Source organism: Flavobacterium sp. I-STPP5a (assembly GCF_009764685.1).
Taxonomy (GTDB): Bacteria; Bacteroidota; Bacteroidia; order Flavobacteriales; family Flavobacteriaceae; genus Flavobacterium.
The window spans coordinates 272,182-293,301 of the sequence record NZ_VHLM01000010.1; the positions used below are offsets into that span (position 1 = coordinate 272,182).

17 protein-coding genes and 1 tRNA gene are annotated in these 21,120 nt (G+C 35.7%); 11 read left to right on the plus strand and 7 right to left on the minus strand.

The window, feature by feature from the left end; translation table 11 throughout:
* Window positions 1-95 precede the first annotated feature (95 nt).
* Window positions 96-172, minus strand: a tRNA-Ala gene (locus FJV36_RS02640).
* Window positions 173-290: 118 nt separating this feature from the next.
* Here FJV36_RS02640 and FJV36_RS02645 point away from each other — a divergent pair.
* Window positions 291-1,058 carry an enoyl-CoA hydratase/isomerase family protein gene (locus FJV36_RS02645; protein WP_158730227.1) on the plus strand — a complete coding sequence of 256 codons (768 nt, stop codon included), beginning with the start codon at window positions 291-293 and terminating at the stop codon, window positions 1,056-1,058.
* A gap of 118 nt (window positions 1,059-1,176) precedes the next feature.
* Here the strand turns inward: FJV36_RS02645 and FJV36_RS02650 are convergent, their stop codons facing one another.
* Both FJV36_RS02650 and FJV36_RS02655 read right to left on the minus strand, forming a co-directional pair.
* The gene (locus FJV36_RS02650) at window positions 1,177-1,398 is read right to left on the minus strand and encodes a hypothetical protein (RefSeq protein ID WP_158730226.1); all 222 of its coding nucleotides are present in this window, start codon (window positions 1,396-1,398) and stop codon (window positions 1,177-1,179) included.
* A gap of 51 nt (window positions 1,399-1,449) precedes the next feature.
* Window positions 1,450-4,842 (minus strand): choice-of-anchor D domain-containing protein, encoded by a 3,393-nt coding sequence (locus FJV36_RS02655; protein WP_158730225.1) that lies wholly within the window; start codon window positions 4,840-4,842, stop codon window positions 1,450-1,452.
* Window positions 4,843-5,146: 304 nt separating this feature from the next.
* On the opposite strand from FJV36_RS02655, the gene FJV36_RS02660 reads away from it, so the two are divergent.
* Both FJV36_RS02660 and FJV36_RS02665 read left to right on the plus strand, forming a co-directional pair.
* Window positions 5,147-5,599 carry a 6-carboxytetrahydropterin synthase gene (locus FJV36_RS02660; protein ID WP_158730224.1) on the plus strand — a complete coding sequence of 151 codons (453 nt, stop codon included), beginning with the start codon at window positions 5,147-5,149 and terminating at the stop codon, window positions 5,597-5,599.
* Window positions 5,600-5,615: 16 nt separating this feature from the next.
* Window positions 5,616-6,374, plus strand: a complete 759-nt coding sequence (locus tag FJV36_RS02665) for a UDP-2,3-diacylglucosamine diphosphatase (RefSeq protein WP_158730223.1) — start codon at window positions 5,616-5,618, stop codon at window positions 6,372-6,374.
* 39 nt (window positions 6,375-6,413) lie between these two features.
* Here the strand turns inward: FJV36_RS02665 and FJV36_RS02670 are convergent, their stop codons facing one another.
* Window positions 6,414-6,743 (minus strand): multidrug efflux SMR transporter, encoded by a 330-nt coding sequence (locus FJV36_RS02670; protein ID WP_086455006.1) that lies wholly within the window; start codon window positions 6,741-6,743, stop codon window positions 6,414-6,416.
* Between the two features lie 2 nt (window positions 6,744-6,745).
* A complete protein-coding gene (locus FJV36_RS02675) occupies window positions 6,746-9,016 on the minus strand; it encodes a cation:proton antiporter (RefSeq protein WP_158730222.1) in 2,271 nt (756 codons plus the stop codon).
* Between the two features lie 197 nt (window positions 9,017-9,213).
* Here FJV36_RS02675 and FJV36_RS02680 point away from each other — a divergent pair, with 197 nt between their 5' ends.
* Window positions 9,214-11,631 carry an RND family transporter gene (locus tag FJV36_RS02680; protein WP_158730221.1) on the plus strand — a complete coding sequence of 806 codons (2,418 nt, stop codon included), beginning with the start codon at window positions 9,214-9,216 and terminating at the stop codon, window positions 11,629-11,631.
* Between the two features lie 32 nt (window positions 11,632-11,663).
* Here FJV36_RS02680 and FJV36_RS02685 read toward each other — a convergent pair whose 3' ends face one another.
* A complete protein-coding gene (locus FJV36_RS02685) occupies window positions 11,664-12,122 on the minus strand; it encodes an RNA methyltransferase (RefSeq protein ID WP_086454513.1) in 459 nt (152 codons plus the stop codon).
* Between the two features lie 282 nt (window positions 12,123-12,404).
* Here FJV36_RS02685 and asnS point away from each other — a divergent pair, with 282 nt between their 5' ends.
* The 4 genes from asnS (at window position 12,405) to FJV36_RS02705 (ending at window position 17,201) form a co-directional block, all read left to right on the plus strand.
* Window positions 12,405-13,850, plus strand: coding sequence for an asparagine--tRNA ligase (gene asnS / locus FJV36_RS02690; RefSeq protein WP_158730220.1), 1,446 nt, complete (start codon window positions 12,405-12,407; stop codon window positions 13,848-13,850).
* A gap of 83 nt (window positions 13,851-13,933) precedes the next feature.
* Window positions 13,934-15,400 (plus strand): RNA polymerase factor sigma-54, encoded by a 1,467-nt coding sequence (gene rpoN / locus FJV36_RS02695; protein ID WP_158730219.1) that lies wholly within the window; start codon window positions 13,934-13,936, stop codon window positions 15,398-15,400.
* Window positions 15,401-15,600: 200 nt separating this feature from the next.
* Window positions 15,601-16,089, plus strand: a complete 489-nt coding sequence (locus tag FJV36_RS02700; RefSeq protein WP_158730218.1) for a T9SS type A sorting domain-containing protein — start codon at window positions 15,601-15,603, stop codon at window positions 16,087-16,089.
* 11 nt (window positions 16,090-16,100) lie between these two features.
* The gene (locus tag FJV36_RS02705) at window positions 16,101-17,201 is read left to right on the plus strand and encodes a hypothetical protein (protein WP_158730217.1); all 1,101 of its coding nucleotides are present in this window, start codon (window positions 16,101-16,103) and stop codon (window positions 17,199-17,201) included.
* Window positions 17,202-17,398: 197 nt separating this feature from the next.
* On the opposite strand, the gene FJV36_RS02710 is transcribed toward FJV36_RS02705, so the two are convergent.
* Window positions 17,399-17,992, minus strand: coding sequence for a thymidine kinase (locus FJV36_RS02710; protein ID WP_158730216.1), 594 nt, complete (start codon window positions 17,990-17,992; stop codon window positions 17,399-17,401).
* Between the two features lie 252 nt (window positions 17,993-18,244).
* Between FJV36_RS02710 and FJV36_RS02715 the strand changes: the two genes are divergently transcribed.
* From FJV36_RS02715 to FJV36_RS02725, 3 genes are all read left to right on the plus strand, one after another.
* Window positions 18,245-19,276, plus strand: a complete 1,032-nt coding sequence (locus tag FJV36_RS02715) for a hypothetical protein (RefSeq protein WP_158730215.1) — start codon at window positions 18,245-18,247, stop codon at window positions 19,274-19,276.
* Window positions 19,277-19,345: 69 nt separating this feature from the next.
* Entirely contained in the window at window positions 19,346-20,068 is a 723-nt protein-coding gene (gene rsmI, locus FJV36_RS02720; protein WP_158730214.1) for a 16S rRNA (cytidine(1402)-2'-O)-methyltransferase, read from the plus strand.
* Window positions 20,061-21,113 carry an NAD(P)/FAD-dependent oxidoreductase gene (locus tag FJV36_RS02725; RefSeq protein ID WP_158730213.1) on the plus strand — a complete coding sequence of 351 codons (1,053 nt, stop codon included), beginning with the start codon at window positions 20,061-20,063 and terminating at the stop codon, window positions 21,111-21,113. The genes rsmI and FJV36_RS02725 overlap by 8 nt, the downstream gene beginning before the upstream one ends.
* The last annotated feature ends 7 nt before the right edge of the window (window positions 21,114-21,120 follow it).

The window sequence follows — 21,120 nt, forward strand, 5'->3', positions numbered from 1 at the left end:
GGTCAGCCATAAATACAAAAATATAAAATGTTGCAGTATAGTTGCAGTCGTAAAATTAAAAAAGACCTTACATTTCTGTAAAGCCTTGTTATCATTGGTGGAGAATATCGGATTCGAACCGACCACCTCTTGCCTGCCAGGCAAGCGCTCTAGCCAAATGAGCTAATCCCCCAAGGTGTGCGCAAATATACTATTTAAATCTACCAAAAAACAAATTTTAAAGACAAATTCATTCTTACAAGGAGTTGGTGAATTCCGCATTACTTTTTTTAACTTTACCCAAAAAAAGTATGATTTCTGAAAACGCAATGGGTTCCTTAGAGACCAGCATCAATAATAGAGTAGCAACGGTAACTTTTAGTCATCCCTCGAGTAACTCCTTTCCAAGAGAACTATTAAATCGCTTGACAGCTGAATTTAGCACATTAGACCAAAACCCAAACGTGTCTGTAATTGTGATTCAAAGTAGTGGTACTGGAGTATTTTGTGCAGGTGCTTCTTTTGATGAGTTGCTTGCAGTACAAGATGAAGCTGCTGGGACACATTTTTTCTCTGGTTTTGCAAACTTGATAAATGCCATGCGCAACTGTTCTAAACTTATTATTGGTAGAGTGCATGGAAAAGCAGTAGGAGGTGGAGTAGGAATTGCATCGGCTTGTGATTACGCGATGGCTACGCAGCATGCCGCAATTAAATTATCAGAACTAGCCATAGGAATAGGTCCGTTTGTAATTGAACCTGCTGTGACCCGAAAAATAGGGAAAACAGCAATGTCTGAAATGACTCTTGCGGCACAAGAGTGGAAGTCGGCTGACTGGGCCAAATCAAAAGGGCTCTATGCCGTAGTTTGTGATAGTATAGAGGAGCTGGATCTTGCAGTAAGTAACTTTAGCAATACCTTGTCAAGTTATAACCCCGAGGCATTACTGGAAATGAAAAAAGTACTGTGGGAAGGAACACAACATTGGGACACGCTTTTATTAGATCGTGCCGCTATTTCGGGGAAGTTGGTTTTGTCTGAATTTACTAAAAATGCTTTAGCACAGTTTAAAAAATAGAATGAAATAACGAGCCATTCAAATTCATGATTTAGTATCTCAATATAAAATAGCAAAACCCCCGAAAATTATTTTTTCGGGGGGTTTTATTGGGTTACAGTTTTAAAATCAACTCTATTTAAACTGTTTTTTGAGCCGTGTTTTTAGAATATTTATATCCCGCAAAAATAGCCACTAGTGCCATTGGCAAAAGGTAATCATCTATTGGTGCTGCAGGAGCATCAGCTCCTTCTAGTCCGCCGGTTGTACCATCAGTGTCTCCCGGAGCTTGTGCTAGCATGGTAACACTAGAGAGTATAAAAAAAGCAACGATATAAAATTGTATTACTATGTTTTTCATGATTTAATTTTAAAATTTTAATTCCAGTATGTGTTTTTTATTGGCTACAGCCTAAAAAATAGCTTTTTTAGTTACCGTTTTATTATCTTCTGAAGTAATTTGGATTAAAACAGCTTGTTTGCTTGCCGTAACGTTTTTGATACTTGCTGTATTTGCATTTACCTCTTTTTGTTCTGCAATTAAAACGCCTCTTATATCAAAAACGCGGATGTTTTTGATAGCATTTTTTCCTGTAGATACGTTTAATGTTCCGTTTTGATTGAAGACAATTACGCTATTTTCATCAAAGTAAGGAGTGTTGATATCTAAAGTTTGGTTGTTTTTGAAAGCAATTTCGAAACGGTTTTTAAAAGTTCCCGCTTCACTGGTAAATGTGTATGAACCTGTTTTAAGGTTTTGCTCTGTTCCTGCTTTTAGATCTTTAAGTACAATTTCTTGGTTTCCTAAAAACAAACCGTCTACCTTGTCTATTGCAATGGTAAAACTACCCGCAAGTTCTGTTTTAAAGCTTAAAGGAACAATGTCACCAGAATCAAATGGTAATCCTTTGGCTTGAATAACAAATTCTTCTCCTTTTAAAGAACTGGTTAGAGCAGTTTCATTATCATTGATGTATTTTCCGTCTAATGTATTGTCAATTTCGCTAGTGGCGCCATCCATGTAAGCAACCATCATTTGGTTCACAGGTTCAGTACCTTTAGATAGATTCAACCAGATTCTGTTTTTCTCAGTTGTAGTAGTTTTTAGTATTTGATTTGAATTGTTGGCAGTACGCATTGTATTAGCAAATGCAACTGAATTTGAAGTTGTTTTTACAATAAATCCTTGTCCTACTTGAATAGTTCCGTTTGGCGTGATTCCGCCATTACCTGGTGTCCCCACAGCTCCTGCCATTGTATAAGTAGCGTAAGCAGTTCCTGTAGCAGCATTTGTTTTTCTCCAAAAATACAACGGTTCTGTAAGGTTATTAACAGTGATAAAAGCATCAGCGCTGATGGTAGATGGATAAGGATTTCCTACTGCATTAAAAGTTCCTGAAGTCAAACCAGGAACAGAGATGTTTCCATTGTTTGGAACCCCTCTAAAGATTCCGCTCCAGATAGTAGGTGTGGTAGGATGATCATTTGGAACACGAATTAAATACCCATTTCCTGATGCAAAATCAGTAGTAGCTGGAGCAGCCACTGGTACATAAATGTTTGTGGTTGAATTGTACGTATAAAAACGATTGTCTAGCGTATTAGGTGAAAAAGCTTTTAATTTTTGACCACTTACTGGTGAAGACCATAAACTGTAATCTAAAAGCATAAGTGAAGCTCCGTTTCTATTGACAGTGATTTCACCTGTGTTTGAAGTATTGTTTACTTGGATTAAGTTGGCATTATTTTCTAATGTAACGGTGCCATTATTTATGATTTCGTTTTGAATAGTGAGGTTTGTTCCAGAGTTTATTGTCAAAGATTTTCCTGAATTTACAGTTAATTTTTTGGCAGTAAATGTGCCGTTTGTGCTTGTACCGTAAGTATCATTTATTACCGTTTTTAAAGCTAGTGTTGGAGTTAGTCCATCTGTCCAAGCAGCAGTTTCCCATACGGATGCTAGTTCAAAATCTATACTATTTAGGGCGAAATAAGTATTGTTTTTTGTCCAATTTGCAGGGTCATTAACCAATATTTTGTATGCTATGAATGAAGATTTTTCGTCCTTTGGAGATAAAGTTCCGCTATATTCAACATTGTCAGAATCGCCAGTTACAATATTACCGTTTGTGGTATTTAAAGCTGTTGGTAGATACGAATTATTGGTGTTTGCCGTACCACTAGTTATCCAACTAAGGTTTGATAAGCCATAAATAAAGTTTGGACTGGAGGCTGATCCTTCGTAAATAAAAAGATTTTCAGATGAAGAAGATAAACCGTTCAAGTTACCACTAACAATTGTACCTAAATCTGTTAATGGTGTGTCATTTATAAGAATAACTGTCCCAATTGAAATTGTTGTACCTGTGTTGTTTTTCCAAATTAATGAATTTTCATTGTTTTTTAATGCTCCTGCTTCAAATGCGTTATCTGTGAAAATTATTTCAGCATCTACAGGAATAGGCACCCAGTTTACAAAAGAGAAACTATCAGGAACATCTGTTGTCATAGCAATAATGCTAATATCGCCAACTCCAAAGTTGAGTGGAACAGCTTTAGCAGTAACTCTAAAAGTATAAGAGGAGTCCGTTGGGTCGTCATTTGTAATAATCACAGTATCTGTAAAAGTACCTGCTACCAAACTGTTGAAATTTATAGTAAATGTAGTAAAGCCACCTACCGCTATTGTTGCAGGAAGTGCAATACCTGCTATAGTATATGAAGTCCCAGTATTCATTGTAATACTATTAACAGTTAAAGGACCGGTTCCAGCATTTTCTATTGTAAAGTTTTTAGATGAGCTTGTATTAATAATTGAAGTACCAAAATCAGTTAGGTCTGTAGCACTTGGAGTACTGTCTCCTGATACGATATTAATATTATTCCCTTTGACAGCAATGTTTGGTGTTGGCACTTCTGCTATTGCTTTGATGGCATAATTATACACACCTTCGTCTGTGTCATTACACAATACTTCAATATTTTCGTTAAAAGTTCCTGCTGTTGAACTGTTGAAAGCAACCGAAAAAGTAGTTGAGCTTCCTGCAGGAATTGTAGTTAATGTTGGTTGTGTGATTGTAAATTCTGTTAGTCCTAATGACTTTTGTACAAAAGGGGATGTTAAAACTAAATCTGCAGAGCCAGTATTTTCTATTGTATAGGTTTTGGTAACATTGGTGCTTGTGGCAACTGTACCAAAATCCGTAGCGTTACTTGTAGATGCTGGTGTTGCTCCATCAACAATAGAAACAGCATTTCCTTTTATGTTGATTTCGGGGCCAGAAGAAGATACAATTCCTGTTATTGAAATGTCGTCAATACCTACTCCAATGGTATTTGAAGTTCCACCAACAGTAAATTTTATTTTGACTTGAGTACCGCTATATGAACTTATATTAAAAGGAGTTTGTGCAGTCATAGTTCCAGAAGTTGGAGTTACTGTTCCCAAATTAGTCCAATTTGCTCCATTATCAATAGAAATCCAAACAGTGATTACGTGCTCACCAGAAGTTATTGTTCCAAAAGTTCTTGCCTTAAAATTTAAAGTTTCACCTGTGTAGCCATCAAAATCCATAGCGGGGCTAATTGTTTGCGATGATGCAGTCAACAACTGTAGATAAGTAGTCCCCGCTAGACCTGTATCAGTCCAAGTTGCAAAACCTGAAACATCTGTACGAACAGGAGTAATGTTAACCTGCCCCCAACTCGCTTGTGTATTCAAAAATAAAAAGGCAAACAATAGTAACAATCCTTTGATTGTTGTTTTGTTTTTTGCTTGAAAAAAAGCTAAAGTAATTTTATTCATAAAAGTAAATAGTATTGGTTAGTTAGTTTACTCAAATTATTGAAAATGCCTACTAGGCACTTTTTATATAAAATAAAAAGGCTACCGTTTTAATATCAATTATTTGAATATCAAATATAAAATATAAATGTAAGAAAATAGTTTTAGTGTGTTAATTTATTGTAAATTTTAATCGGATATAACCTGTTATTCTAATGTGTTTATTTCTGATAGTTAGCCGTTTTATTGGGATTAAAGTGTATTGGTGCATAAAGATTATTCGGGAACTCAAAAAATCACTAAGTTTGCACCAAAATGTATCCCAATGAGCAATATTAGAATTACAAAACAATTTAGTTTTGAGACTGGTCACGCTTTGTATGGCTATGACGGCAAATGCAAAAATGTGCACGGACATAGTTATAAATTGTCAGTAACCGTGATAGGTACGCCAATTACTGACCGTTCTAACGTGAAATTCGGAATGGTAATTGACTTTACGGATTTAAAGAAAATTGTAAAAGAAGAAATTGTAGATCAATTTGATCACGCCACAGTTTTTAACGGAACAACACCTCATATTGATCTGGCTAATGAGTTGATCGCCCGCGGGCATCATGTTATTCTAGTTGATTATCAACCCACAAGTGAGAACATGGTTATTGATTTTGCGCAACGTATCAGTAATAGACTTCCAGAAGGAATTGCGCTCTTTTCGTTGAAATTACAAGAAACTGAATCGTCTTTTGCAGAATGGTTTGCGAGCGACAATATCTAAAATTTAGTTTATTTTCATGACTGTACCTCCTAACAAAAAAATATATTTTGCCTCTGATCAGCATTTTGGTGCGCCAACGCCTGAGCTAAGTTATCCCCGAGAACAAAAATTTGTAGCGTGGCTGGACGAAATTAAAAGTGATGCCGATGCCCTATTTTTATTAGGCGATTTATTTGATTTTTGGTTCGAATATCAAACGGTTGTCCCAAAAGGTTTCATCCGTGTTTTGGGTAAACTTGCAGAACTGCGAGATAGTGGGATTCCTATTTATTTTTTCGTGGGAAATCATGATTTGTGGATGGCTGATTATTTCCAGAAGGAATTGAACATTCCAGTTTTTCATGACAATCAAGAATACACTTTTGGAGACAAAACATTCCTCATTGGTCACGGAGACGGAAAAGGTCCTGGTGATAAGGGTTACAAACGCATGAAAAAAGTTTTTACTAATCCTTTTTTCAAATGGCTTTTCAGGTGGTTGCATCCGGATATTGGAGTGAAATTGGCACAATATTTATCGGTCAAAAACAAACTGATTTCGGGTGATGAAGATGTGACTTTTCTTGGCGAAGACAAAGAATGGCTTATTCTGTATTCCAAAAGAAAACTAGAAACCAAGCACTACAATTACCTTATTTTTGGTCACCGCCATTTACCGATGAAAGTTTCCGTTGGTAAAAATGCAGAGTATGTCAACTTAGGAGATTGGATTGTATATTTTACCTATGGCGTTTTTGATGGAGAGAATTTTGAAATTAAAAAGTACGATAAGTAATCATTTTCCATCCTAATTGGGTTAACAGTCATGTAAATATTAGTGACTGGACACCAATTTTAATCCAATGATGGAGCTTATTAAGGTCGTGATGAAAAATATCCTCCAGAAATCAGCGGGTTCTTTGAATACAAAAATCCCAACAAGAACGGTTCCTACTGCGCCAATTCCTGTCCAAACGGCATAGGCAGTTCCTATGGGTAATGTTTGAGAGGCTTTGTAAAGTAATAGCATGCTTATAGATAAGCACACTAAAAACCCTATCAACCATATTGTTGCTGTAGCACCTGAACTTTCTTTGGCTTTGCCCAAACAGGTTGCAAAACCTATTTCAAAAAGACCCCCAATTACCAGTAAGACCCAATTCATAATTATTGCTTAACAATTAATACCGAAGGAACACCACTCAACCAAGTACTTCTTGAATCTACAAGTGCTTTCCAGCTCTCAAGGCTAATAAGCATTAAATCTTGCTGATCTAAGAAATCTTTTTTGATAATCTTATCGGTAATAACACTGATGTTGTTCGGGAATTGTTGTTCTAGTGATTGGATGGCGCTATTCATCACAAAATTAGTAGTTAATCTTCCATTAACATCTAAGAGTATAATTTTGCAATTATTATTGTAAATTAATTTTTGAACATAGTCCATTAAAAAATAATCTTCAGAACTAAAAACCGGAATAAAAACTTGATTTACTTGTTGTAGATCTTTATCAATAAGAATTCCAATCGGCATTTTGGTTTTGGAAATGATTTGTCTTGTTCTCTCATCAAATGGTGAATTTTCAAACAAGCCTTCTTTACCTGTAAACTTATCTATTAAACGGTCAGGGTTAATGATTCTAGTGGTAAACCCAATCACTTTTCCGAGGATAGTACCTTCAAAAATAGATTTTCCTAAACCTATTAGCAATAAATCATAATCTCCTTGATTAGCAACATCGGCAATTTCAGTTTCAATATCTGTTGTAGCCTTGAAAACGGTAGTGATTTCTTGTTTTAGAATTTGAGATTCTTCAACCAAAGGGTGAAAACTGTTTTTTTCTTTGTCCTCTAGGTTGAAACTATGTACTTCGTCGCTTAAAGACAAGTGCATAACGGTAACGCTAGCGGTATTTTTTTGTTTTTTTACCAAGCTATTTGCAATTCTCAGCAGTGATTTTCCTTTTTCATTGTTGCCAAAAGAGATTAGTATTTTAAACTTGGAATCATCTGATAGATCAGCTTGTTCGGGACCATCTTTTGTGTCAAAAATATAATTAATAAGATCTAGTGCAGGCCCTGTCATAAATGTAGTTACGAGTGCCATTATAACCATCATTGTAAAAACTTCGGGTGTAAGTACTTTTAGTTCTAGACCTATATTCAATACAATTAACTCCATCAATCCTCGGGTGTTCATCAAGGCTCCTATTGTAAAACTATCGCGCCAACTTTGACCCACAAATTTGGCTGCTAGTGCGCTTCCAAAAAACTTACCTACAACGGCTACAAGAATTATGAAACCCGTTATTTTCCATAAATAAGGATCGTTTAAAAGACCAATTTCGGTTTTTAATCCTGTGAACACAAAGAATAGCGGTAAAAGTAGGATAAGGGCAACATCTTCTACTTTTTCTATAAATATGGTTCTAAATTTAGGCACGTCTGGCATAATAGCTCCTGCCATAAAAGCTCCAAAAAGAGCATGAATTCCAATTACTTCTGTTGCATAAGAGGATACAATTAACACCAAAAAAAAGATGGCTACAACAGGTTTTACAATGCTGTCTTTAGTTCCATATAAATCTCCAATTCTCTTTAAAAATGGTTTTACGATATAGATCATTGCTGCAACATATAGTACTGCAAGCATGATAATGTATAGTGAACTGACAAAGGTTCCCGCTTTTACAATTGCAATTACTACTGCTAAAATACACCAAGCAGTAATATCATCTGCTGCTGCGCAAGTAATTACAATAGCGCCTAATTTTGTCTTGTGTATGCCTCTTTCTTGCACAATACGCGCCAGTACTGGAAAAGCAGTGATGCTTAGTGCAATACCCATGAACAAACTAAAAGATAAAAACTTAACGCCTTCTGGAGCAAATTGATTGTACACAAAATAGGCAAGCCCTATGCCCAGTGTAAACGGAATAATAATACTAGCGTGACTGATTACAATGGCTTCGTTAGCTTTGTTTTTTAAGACTTTTAAATCCAGCTCCATACCTATTACAAACATAAAAAGGATCAGTCCTATTTGGCTTAAAAATTTTAAATTTCCTAGAGATGCTACTGGAAACAATGCAGCAGATACTTCAGGGAAATACAAACCCAATAAAGAGGGTCCCAAAACAATACCAGCAATAATTTCTCCTATTACTGAGGGCTGACCAATTTTTTTGAAAATCCATCCAAATATGCGTGCTACAAGAATAATAGTGATAATTTGAGCCAATAGTATGGCCAATGGATCCTGAAAATTATGAAGCATAGAGGCAATGAAATCGCCCCAAGATCCTTTGTCACTAATTGGGGATACAATTGTTTCATTAGCTTCGAGCGTTTTTCCTTTATTGATAATGAGATACATCAAAAAGAGAAATACGCCAGTCACAACCAAGTAAAAAATTGAGTTTTTATATTTTTTCATAGTGTTGTGGATACAAATTATTTTTTTAATTATGACAAAGATGGTAAAACCAAATGTATAAATTTTACAGTTTAAAATTAATTAATTGTAAATATAAAAAACAACCGTTAAAATCCAGTAAACACAAGAAAAACTTTTAAAGATTACCCATGATTTGAAGTCGATTTAATTACCTTTGCGCCCGATAAATAGGAAATATGATCAAGTGGTTTAGTTTGGGATTTTGGGAGTTAATTGCTCGTATTGTCCTTAGAAATAGAATTTTAATGCTGTCTATTATTGTGGTAATAACAGCACTTTTAGCTTTACAATGGAAAAATATTCATTTTACTTTTACCGAGGCAAATTTATTACCTAATGACAATATTGTAAACGTTGAGTACGATGCTTTTTTAAATAAATTTGGAGAAGAAGGGAATCTTGTCATTATAGGTGTCAAAGATGATGCTATATTCACCCCAAAGGCATTCGCTTCTTGGTCTAGAATGATGAATTCTTTAAAAAAGGATGCCGCTGTAGATCTTGTGGTATCTCTTAATGATTTAAAAAAGCTTCAAAAAAATGAATCCCTTGAAACCTTTGAACTAGTTCCTTTTATTGACCAAAATAAAACATTGGATCCTGCCTATTTACAAACCATAAAGAAGGAACTTATCAATGATATGCCTTTCTATGAGGGTTTGCTATTTAATAAAAGATCAGGAAGTATTCGTTCTGCGGTATACATGGACAAGAAAATTGTAAATACAGCCGCCAGAAAAGATTTTATTTTAGAGAAACTAGTCCCTGCAGTCGAAGTTTTTGAAAAAGAAACCGGAATTGATTTGCGAGTTTCGGGCATGCCATACATCAGGACCTTGAATGCAAAAACCATTACGGATGAAATTAGCATTTTTATAGGTGCTTCTTTACTGGTAACTTCATTGCTTTTCTTTTTCTTTTTTAGAAGTTTTAGAGCCACTTTAATATCTATGATTATTGTAATTATTGGTGTGATGTGGTCTTTTGGGTTTTTAGGATTGTTGAATTATGAAATTACGGTTTTAACGGCTTTAGTTCCCTCTTTAATCATCGTAATTGGAATCCCGAATTGTATTTTCTTGACCAATAAGTACCATCAAGAATATAAAATTCACCATAATAAGGCTAAAGCCTTACAACGTGTAACTACAAAGGTAGGAATGGCAACTTTAATGACTAATCTTACCACAGCCATAGGTTTCGCCACCTTTATTGCTTCAAACAATCAATTGTTATTAGAGTTTGGAGTGGTAACATCCATCAATATTATGGCGCTTTTCTTTTTGTGTATCATTGTAATCCCTATTTTTCATAGTTTTATTCCAGCACCTAAGGAGCGTCACATTGAGCACTTGGATCGCAACTACGTTAAAGTTTTCATGGATTGGATTTTAAGAAATGTAAAATACAATCGATTTTCAATCTATGTAGTAGCCGTATCTCTATTAGTTGTGAGTATTATAGGGATATATGAAATGCGAATTTCGGGAAGTTTAATAGAGGACATGCCTAAGAAAGAAGCCTTTTTTGAGGATATTGTTTTTTTTGAAAAAGAGTTTGATGGAGTGATGCCGCTTGAAATTATGATTGATACCAAGCGCAAAAAAGGGGTTATGAAATTGTCTACCCTGAAGCGAATGGAGGAACTTGAGGAAGCTATTGATGAGGTTCCAGAATTGTCTAAGCCTATTTCAATTGTCAATCTGGTTAAGTATTCCAAGCAAGCGTATTACAACGGAAATCCTGATTATTATGAATTGCCTAGCTCACAGGAACAATCTTTTATTTTATCGTATGCTAAAAATTCGACTAAAAATTCGAAAGATAATGTAATGAAAAGCTATGTGGATGCAACCGGTCAATATGCCCGAATTACTACTTTCATGCGTGATGAAAGTGGCGATAAAATTGCTAAAATAGAAGCGGAAATTCGGAAGAAAGCGGATAAGATTTTCCCAGCCAATCAATATAAAGTAACCATTACAGGAAAAGCTTTGGTTTTCCAAAAAGGAACTGGTTACTTGCTAGATAATTTACTTTCGTCGCTGGCATTTGCATTTTTGTTAACGGCGCTTTTAATTGCATTTATGTTCCGTTCGTTCAAGATGGTTTTGGTTTCTATTATTCCAAATTTACTTCCGTTGATGCTTACCGCTGGATTGATGGGTTTTCTTGATATTCCTTTAAAACCGTCAACCATATTGGTTTTTGGAATTGCGTTTGGACTTTCAGTAGACGACACCGTCCGATTCTTATCGCAATATCGAGAGGAATTAAAGAAAAATAACTGGAAGATTCGTAAATCCGTTTATGCAACTTTTACGGATGCGGGCTTGAGTATGTTTTATACCTCTATTGTATTGTTCTTTGGTTTTTCGGTATTTATGTTGTCTAGTTTTGGAGGTACTATTGCACTAGGCGGATTGATTTCCTTGACATTATTATTCGGAATGCTATCTAATTTAATGTTACTACCTGCATTGGTGCTTACCTTAAATAAAACATTGGCAAACGAACAAGATTTTATTGAGCCTAAAATTGACATCATTGAACCTAGCGATGCCGAAATTGACGAATTAGAACAAAAAAAATAAATTAAATCAGTATTAGAATTTCACTTCATGCTTTACGATCTTGGTTTTGCAAGGCCACGATCGTAAAGTACAATACTGCCTGCAACAGATACATTCAAACTTTTCTCAGATTTGAATTTGACTAAATGATGGCATTTGGCAATAGCAGCCTTGGAGAGTCCGTTATCCTCAGCTCCTAATAAATAGACACAGCGTCTAGGGTGTTCAAATGTTTCTAAATCGGTAGCGCGTTCATCAAGTTCCACGCCTACCAATCGAGCACCTTTGGGTAAGTTGTTGTAGAAATCCTCAAAATTTTCGTAATGAAAATACGGTAAAGATTTTACAGCATTGTGCGTATCACAAGCCTGTTTGGCATATCGATTTCCTATGGTGAAAATATAACTTGCACCCAGGTTTTGTGCGGTGCGCCACAATACACCAAGATTTTCGGGTGTTTTACCGTTTTGGATGCCAATGCCGAAATACTCTGTTACAAAATTGTCGTTCATGGGGCAAAAATACAAAGTGTTGTGCGGATAGCCAAGTTTTTAAACAGCTTCAAAAAGAAGATACTTCCAATTATTAATCTAAAATAGGTCCTGAAACTAGCTCCCTAGCCCCGATAGAAATGGAAATCCTTATTGTTGTTGCTTGCAAAAAACAATAAGATTGTAATGAATAGCGGGAAGCAGCTCCTCATTCCTAAATTTTACACAAGGACTTTTCAAACAAATCATTTATATTTGCAGTTCAGTCACGAGACAATTTTTAATATCAACAATTCACATAAAATGAGACATACAAAAGTTAAAGACTTACTAAACAGTACAACGACACTTCATGAAGTAAATGCAAAAGGATGGGTGAGAACTTTTAGAAACAATCAATTTATCGCGTTGAATGATGGTTCAACAATCAATAATATTCAATGCGTGGTGGATTTTGAAAATACGCCAGACGAAACTTTAAAACGTGTTACAACCGGAGCTGCAGTATCTGTAACGGGAACTTTGGTAGAAAGTAAAGGAGCAGGTCAAAAATTTGAAATTCAGGTTACAAAATTGGAAATTTTAGGAGACTCTGATCCGGAGAAATTCCCAATGCAACCTAAAAAGCACTCACTAGAATTCTTGCGTGAAAATGCGCATTTGCGTGTGCGTACGAATGCTTTTGGTGCTATTATGAGAGTACGTTCTGTACTTTCTTATGCCGTTCATAGCTATTTTCAAGAGAAAGGTTTTGTGTATGTAAACACACCTATCATCACAGGATCTGATGCTGAAGGTGCTGGTGAAATGTTTAAAGTTACTGCTTTGCCATTTGACAACACTCCAAGAACTGAGGATGGGAAAGTAAATTACAAAGAAGATTTCTTTGGAAAAGAAACCAATCTTACGGTTTCTGGACAATTAGAAGGAGAAACTTTTGCAATGGCTTTGGGTCAGATTTATACTTTTGGACCAACGTTTAGAGCTGAAAACTCAAATACTTCGCGACACCTTGCGGAGTTTTGGATGATTGAGCCAGAAGTTGCTTTCAATGATTTGAATGACAACATGGACTTAGCTGAAGATTTTATTCAGTACGTGATAAAATACACAATGGACAAATGTCCAGAGGATTTGAAATTCTTAGAAGGTCGTTTGTTAGAAGAAGAAAAATCAAAACCACAAGCGGAGCGCAGTGAAATGGCTTTGCTAGAAAAATTGAATTTTGTTTTAGAGAACAATTTCAAGCGCGTTTCTTATACAGAAGCTATTGATATTTTAAGAGATTCTACACCAAATAAAAAGAAAAAATTCAACTATATCATCAACGAATGGGGTGCTGATTTACAAAGTGAGCACGAGCGTTACTTGGTAGAGAAACACTTTAAATGTCCGGTAATCTTGTTTGATTATCCAGCCAATATCAAAGCATTTTACATGCGTTTGAATGACAATACAGAACCTGGCAGAGAAACAGTTCGCGCTATGGATATCTTGTTCCCTGGAATTGGAGAAATCGTAGGTGGATCTCAGCGTGAGGAGCGTTTTGATGTTTTAGTCGAAAAAATGAAAGCCTTAGGAATTGACGAAGAAGAATTATGGTGGTACTTAGACACTCGTAGATTCGGATCTGCAGTTCACTCTGGTTTTGGACTTGGGTTCGAAAGATTGGTATTGTTCGTAACCGGAATGACTAACATTCGTGACGTAATTCCTTTTCCAAGAACACCAATGAATGCGGAATTCTAAAAAAAGTTTCAAGTTCAAGGTTTAAAGTTTCAAGTTCAACAACCTGAAACTTTAAACCTGAAACAAAAACAACAAAATATAAAATGCTAAAGCAATTCTTAAATTTAAAATTATCACAAAAATTATCTCCACAGCAAATCCAGCTGATGAAGTTAATTCAATTGCCTACGCAAGCTTTTGAGCAACGTTTACTCGAAGAAATGAACGAAAATCCTGCACTGGAATCAGGAAAGGAAGAAGATGAATACGAAAAAGACGAGTTCGAAAACGAAGATTACGATGATTATGACGATGCCGAATCAGAACGAATTGATGCCGAAGATATCAATATAGATGAGTATTTAAGCAACGATGAAACACCTGATTATAAAACACAAACCAGCAATTACAGTGACGATGATGATGATCGCGAAACACCATTTGCTGCGCCAATTAGTTTTCACCAAGATTTAATCAATCAGTTGAATACTTTTATCTTAAATGATGAAGAGCGCGAAATTGCTGAATTCTTAGTAGGAAGTATTGATGACATGGGATATATCCGCCGCAGTATAGCGGATATGGTTGATGATATGGCGTTTACGCAAGGCATTTACACTGATGAAAAAATGGTGCAGAAAATGCTCCATGTTATCCACGAACTAGAACCATCAGGTGTGGGTGCACAAGATTTGCAAGAATGTTTACTGCTACAACTCAAGCACAAAACACCTACTGAGTCCGTTGATTTAGCTATCGATATCATCGAAAATCAGTTTGATGCTTTTACTAAAAAACATTACGACAAATTACTTCAAAAATACGGTGTCTCTAATGAACAGCTTAAAAAAGCCATTCACGAAATTGAGAAACTGAATCCAAAACCAGGCGGTTCATTTACCGGAAACAATAAAGTAACCGAAAATGTAGTTCCTGATTTTGCCATTAGAATTGTAGATGGCGAACTGGAGCTGACTCTTAATGGACGTAATGCGCCATCGCTGCACGTTTCCAAGGATTATCAGGAAATGATGCAAACCTATAAAGATTCACGCGATAAATCAGCGCAGCAGAAAGATGCAGTGCAGTTTATTAAGCAGAAACTGGATTCGGCTAAATGGTTTATTGATGCCATTCGTCAACGTCAGGAAACTTTATTTGTTACCATGAATGCGATCATGCATTACCAAGAAGAATTCTTTCTTGATGGTGATGAAACCAAGTTGAAACCAATGATCTTAAAAGACATTGCTGATATGGTGGGTCTTGACATTTCTACCATTTCTCGTGTGGCCAATAGTAAATACGTAGAAACACCATATGGCACTAAATTGATCAAAGAATTCTTCTCAGAAGCTATGAAAAATGATCAAGGTGAAGACGTTTCGACATTAGAAATCAAAAAAATTCTACAAAACACCATTGAAGAAGAAGACAAGAAAAAACCACTTCCAGACGATCAACTGGCCGAAATTCTTAAAGAAAAAGGGTATCCAATTGCAAGAAGAACCATTGCAAAATACAGAGAACAACTGGATATTCCTGTAGCGAGAATGAGGAAGAAAATGTAAAATTTTGGTTTTAAAAAAAAGAAGAGGACAAATTTGTTTATGGGCAAGTTTGTCCTATTTTTTTTGTACAATATCATTAAAAGTGGGTATTGTGCAAGAAATTAAATTGGTTCAAATTGCAGGTGTTATAATACAAGAAGATTGTAAATGCACCTTTGTAAAGTTCGTAGTCTTAATTTCATTAAAAAACTATATTTAAAATGAAAAACAACAATTATTATCTATTTATTCTATTTCTCACAAGTATTTCAGTCGTTAAAAGCTATTCGCAAGAAAGCGTGACTGTTTCTGGCGGTACTGCAACAGGAACGGGTGGAACTGCCAGTTACTCTATTGGGCAAACAACTTTTACAAGTCAAATAAGTTCTGGCGGAAATGTTACTGCAGGAGTTCAACAAGCTTATGAAATTGTAACGTTGGGCAATAATGATTTTGCAGAAATTAACCTTGTCATGTCTGCATATCCGAACCCAACTATAGATGTTCTTAATCTTGTAGTGAGCGATGAAAAATGGAGCGGGATGTCTTATCAGCTTTTTGATCTTAATGGCAAAACATTATCAAAACTTCAAAAAATGATAACTTCTGAAACAAGCATATCGATGCAAGAATTACAACGCGGTATTTACTTTCTTACCATAACAAATGGTTTAAAGACAATAAAAACTTTTAAAATTATCAAAAAATAACAATTAACAAAATGAAAAAAACTACTCTTATCGTACTATTATTATCTACTTTCAGTATACTTTTTGCACAAGCTCCTCAAAAAATGAGTTACCAATCGGTAATTCGTAAAACCGATGGAACACTTGTAGTTAATACAGTGGTTGGTTTGAAAATCAGTATACTGCAAGGTTCTGAAAACGGAACAGCAACCTATGTAGAAACGCAGACGGTGACTACAAATGCCAACGGTTTAGCAACTTTAGCCATTGGAGGCGGAGCACCTGTGACAGGAACTTTTGCAGGGATAAATTGGGGAACAGGCACTTATTTTATAAAAACTGAAACCGATCCTACTGGTGGGACTAATTATACTATAAGTGGCACGAGTCAATTATTGAGTGTGCCTTATGCACTATATGCCGGAAGTAGTCAAAACAAAGGAAAAACGTCTATCGTAATAACTGGAAATATTACAAATGCACAAGCGGCAACACAAATTGCAGCAGAATTTGGGCCGTATACTGAAAATATTTATATCAAAAATACATCTGGATTGACTACTGTGGATTTAAGCGCTATTACAAGTTTAATTAATATAAGTATATCTGAAAACACTAATTTGACAAGTATTAACTTGAGTGGTCTTACAGCAATTTATGAAGTCTGTTATATTGCAGACAACGAAGCTTTAAACGCCCTTTCATTTCCAGTATTAAAGATAACACCGTCAAATGGTGAATTTTCAATTGATGAAAACCCAGTGTTAACTTCAATATCATTTCCGGTGTTAACAACTATCTCAGAAATTAATATTAGTAAAAACCCAATAATAACTTCGATTAGTTTTCCTATGCTTGCAAATGTTAAAAATGAATTAGGCATTAATGGTAATTTATCATTAACATCTATTGGATTACCCTTGTTATCTAATTGTGGCCCCATTTTTCTTGGTGGAAATGCATTACCAAGTTCGCAAATAAATACACTTTTGAATAAATTTTTGACAACACTTCCTTCTTCAGGAAAATTTATATCATTAAATAGTCAAAAACCACCTGCACCTCCAACAGGTCAAGGAATTATAGACAAACAAACTTTGATTAATGCAGGAAATACTGTATCTACTGATTAAATTAATAATCAAGTAGCTAAATTGCTGGTTAAACAAAGTAAATATTCGGTGAATTAAATTAAAAACCACTGTTTAAAGTAACTAACAAACCCTTTCAAAATTATGAATTTTGAAAGGGTTTCTTTTTATATATTTCAATCTAGTTTTAGCTCACTCTCCCTCGGAGAGTCCCGAAACGTCGCGAAGGGAGAGGATTTTTATTTTTTCTCTTGATCTTTCCGCATCGCATGATAATAAGCGGCACGGCTTAAAGGTTCGTATTCTTCGGTTTCGCCAAGCATTACTAGTTTGTCATTATCGGTTTTACGAAAACTGTAGTTCGCAAGATTTCCAGTTCTGGTACACACCGCATGTACTTTGGTTACATACTCAGCAGTTGCCATTAAAGCAGGCATGGGCCCAAAGGGATTTCCTTTAAAATCCATGTCTAATCCTGCAACAATCACTCGGATTCCTTGATTTGCAAGATCATTGCAGATCTTTACAATTTCATCATCAAAAAACTGTGCTTCGTCAATGCCCACAACATCACAGCCTTGTGCTAGTATAGCAATATTTGCTGCAGCAGGAACGGGTGTAGAGCGAATTTCATTGGCATCATGAGAAACTACCATTTCCTCGTCATAGCGCGTGTCTATTGATGGTTTGAAAATTTCTACTTTTTGCTTGGCAAATTGTGCTCTTTTCAAACGACGGATTAACTCTTCGGTTTTACCCGAAAACATGGAGCCACAAATGACTTCGATCCAACCAAATTGTTCTTTATGATTTACTGTATTTTCGAGAAACATTTTGTTTTTTTCTGACTTAAAAAATGAATAGTTTTTATTACTTTGTAATAGAATTTTAGACTTAAAAATTTTATACTTTTACGTCGTTTCAAAAGTATACAATTTATATCAAATCCTAGATTCGGGAACACTTATTTCAAAAAAATAAAAGTAGCAGATTTCTAGAAATGGGTTTTGAAACAATTCAACAAAGCACCCAAAACAAATAATAAAACAATAAAAACTACCTAAAACGCTATAATGTCAACAGTTATGAAAAAGAAATTGGAAGCCGATTTGATCAGTATTGCACACCGAATATTACAGCTAAAAAACAAATCCGATATCAATCAATTGTATTTTGAGACCCAAAAACTGTATGAAAAACTTACTGTTTTACGCTTTGTAGAGGAGAATTTTGGGGATGTAAAACCAACTATTGGACTTGCTGCAATGACAGACCAAGTAGTTGAAGTTTTTAAAAAACTTGATACACCTATTGAAAATGAAATCGTTGCAATTGATAACGAAAATACAAGTATTGTTGAACCTACAGAAGTTCTAGTTCCTGAGCCAGAAGTAAATCAAGAGGTTCCAGAAGAAGTGACACCGCTAGAAGAAGCGACACTAATATTAGAAGAACCAGAACTAGCAGCTGAGGAACAAGTTGTAGAAGTAGCTCCTGAAGAAACGAATACGGACGCTGAGGAAGAAATTATCGAAGAAATTCAAGAATCAGTGGTCTTAACCGATTTAGAAATAGAAGCAGAGCAGCCAGTACTTGAAGCAGAATTTAAACCAGCATTTGAACTTTCAGAAGAGATAGAAACGGTTGAAGAAACACCTAAAAAAGTAAATCAGGAACCTATTCAGATTTCTTTTCAGGATTTATTAGGAGGCGATTACCATGATACGCTTTTTGTAAAAAAACAAGCAGTTGAAAATACTCCAGCAATAGAGCATCTTGAAATAGAAGAGGAAGTTGTTGCTAAACCAGTTACAACGCCAGAGCCAGTTGCAGAAACTACAAATGAAATACCAGCTGTAAAAGCAGTTTCATTAAACGATAAACTGGCCAAAGGAATAAACATCGATTTGAATGACCGTTTGGCATTTATCAAACATCTTTTTGGGAACAGTAGCGAAGATTACAATAGAGTTTTAAGTCAGTTAAATTCCTTTAATTCTTTTTATGAAACTCGCGATTTCGTTCAAGAAATGGTGAAACCAGATTATAACAATTGGGTTGGAAAACAAGATTACGAAGACCGTTTTATGGATATCATCGAAAAGAAATTTTTGTAAATCCAGCTCCTTTTTGAGCAATCAATTTGAACAATTACAAGCAATTGCTTGTATGCAACCTTTATGACCATGTCAAAATTATATATCGTTCCTACACCCATTGGCAATCTCGAAGACATGACTTTTCGAGCCATTCGAATACTAAAAGAAGTCGACCTGATTCTTGCTGAAGATACGCGTACGAGCGGCAAATTGTTGAAGCATTTTGAAATTGGCACACACATGTACAGCCATCACATGCACAACGAACATAAAACCGTTGAGAACCTTATTTCAAGATTAAAAGCGGGTGAAAACATCGCTTTGATTTCGGATGCGGGAACGCCAGCCATCTCTGATCCTGGTTTTCTTTTAACGCGTGCTTGCATAGAAAACGGTGTTGAAGTAGAATGTTTACCAGGTGCTACTGCGTTTGTACCCGCTTTAGTAAACAGTGGTTTGCCCAATGATAAATTCATTTTTGAAGGTTTTATGCCCGATAAAAAAGGCCGTCAAACCCGTTATTTGGCTTTAGCCGAAGAAACTAGAACGATGATTTTATATGTCTCACCGCACAAGTTAGTAAAAACTTTAGTAGAGTTTGGTACTTATTTTGGCGAAGACCGTCAAATTTGTGTTTCTAGAGAATTATCAAAATTACATGAAGAAAATGTGCGAGGTACTGTAAAAGAGGTTGCAGCGCATTTTGATAAAACAGCACCAAGAGGGGAAATCGTGGTTGTTGTTGCAGGTAAGCCTGTTACAAAAGAACCTAAAAAAAGTAAATTTTCAGGAGAGGAGTTACATGACTAAGGATAAAGTAATCATTATTGGTGCTGGTTTGTGTGGCTTGTATACTGCTTTTTTACTACAGCAAAAAGGATTTGAAGTTTTAGTTTTGGAGGCGAATGATCGAATAGGGGGACGCATAAAAACCGTTACTGCCGAAACTGGAGTTACCATCGAAATGGGCGCTACTTGGTTTGGAAACCAACACCGCAATCTCTTAGAATTAGTTCACGAATTCAATATTCCCTATTTCAGACAACATACTCAAGGTATTTCCTTATTTGAAACGATGTCCTTTGTACCACCACAAAAATTCGAAATCTCAGAGTCTGAAGAACCTTCATTTCGAATAGAAGGCGGAACCAAGGTATTGATGGAGCAACTCATCAGTAAAGTTGGCATTGAGCATATAAAAACACATACTAAAGTTACCTCGATCAAAGAGCAAGGTAATCAATTGGTTGTGACCGACACCAATGGAAGCGCCTACTTAGCTGATAAAGTTATCAGTACTGTTCCGCCTAATTTGGGCATTAACACCATAACTTTTGAACCCAATTTACCCGACGATTTAGTTCAAGTAGCCCAGAAAACGCATACGTGGATGGGCGAAAGTATTAAATTTGCGGTAGCTTACACAACTCCTTTCTGGAGGGAGCTAAATTACTCAGGAACGCTATTCAGCCAAGCAAGTATTATTCAGGAAATGTATGACCATACTTCCTTTGATCATTCCGGTTTTGCTTTGAAAGGATTTTTAAATGCGGGAACGTCTGTACTTTCTAGAGAAGAGCGCCAAGATAAAGTAATCACCCAATTGACGACTTTTTTTGGTCCCGAAGCAGCTAACTATGTTTCCTATCATGAAAAGGTATGGAGAGAAGAATCTCTAACATTTCATCCGTACGACCAACTTGTTTTAGCACATCAAAACAACGGCCACATGGTTTTTCAAAAACCGCTTTTGAAGGGAAAACTGTATCTATCCGGTTCAGAAACCGCTTTGCAAAACCCAGGTTATATGGATGGTGCGGTAGCTGCCGCAAAAACTATTTCATCTCAATTTTAATATTTTT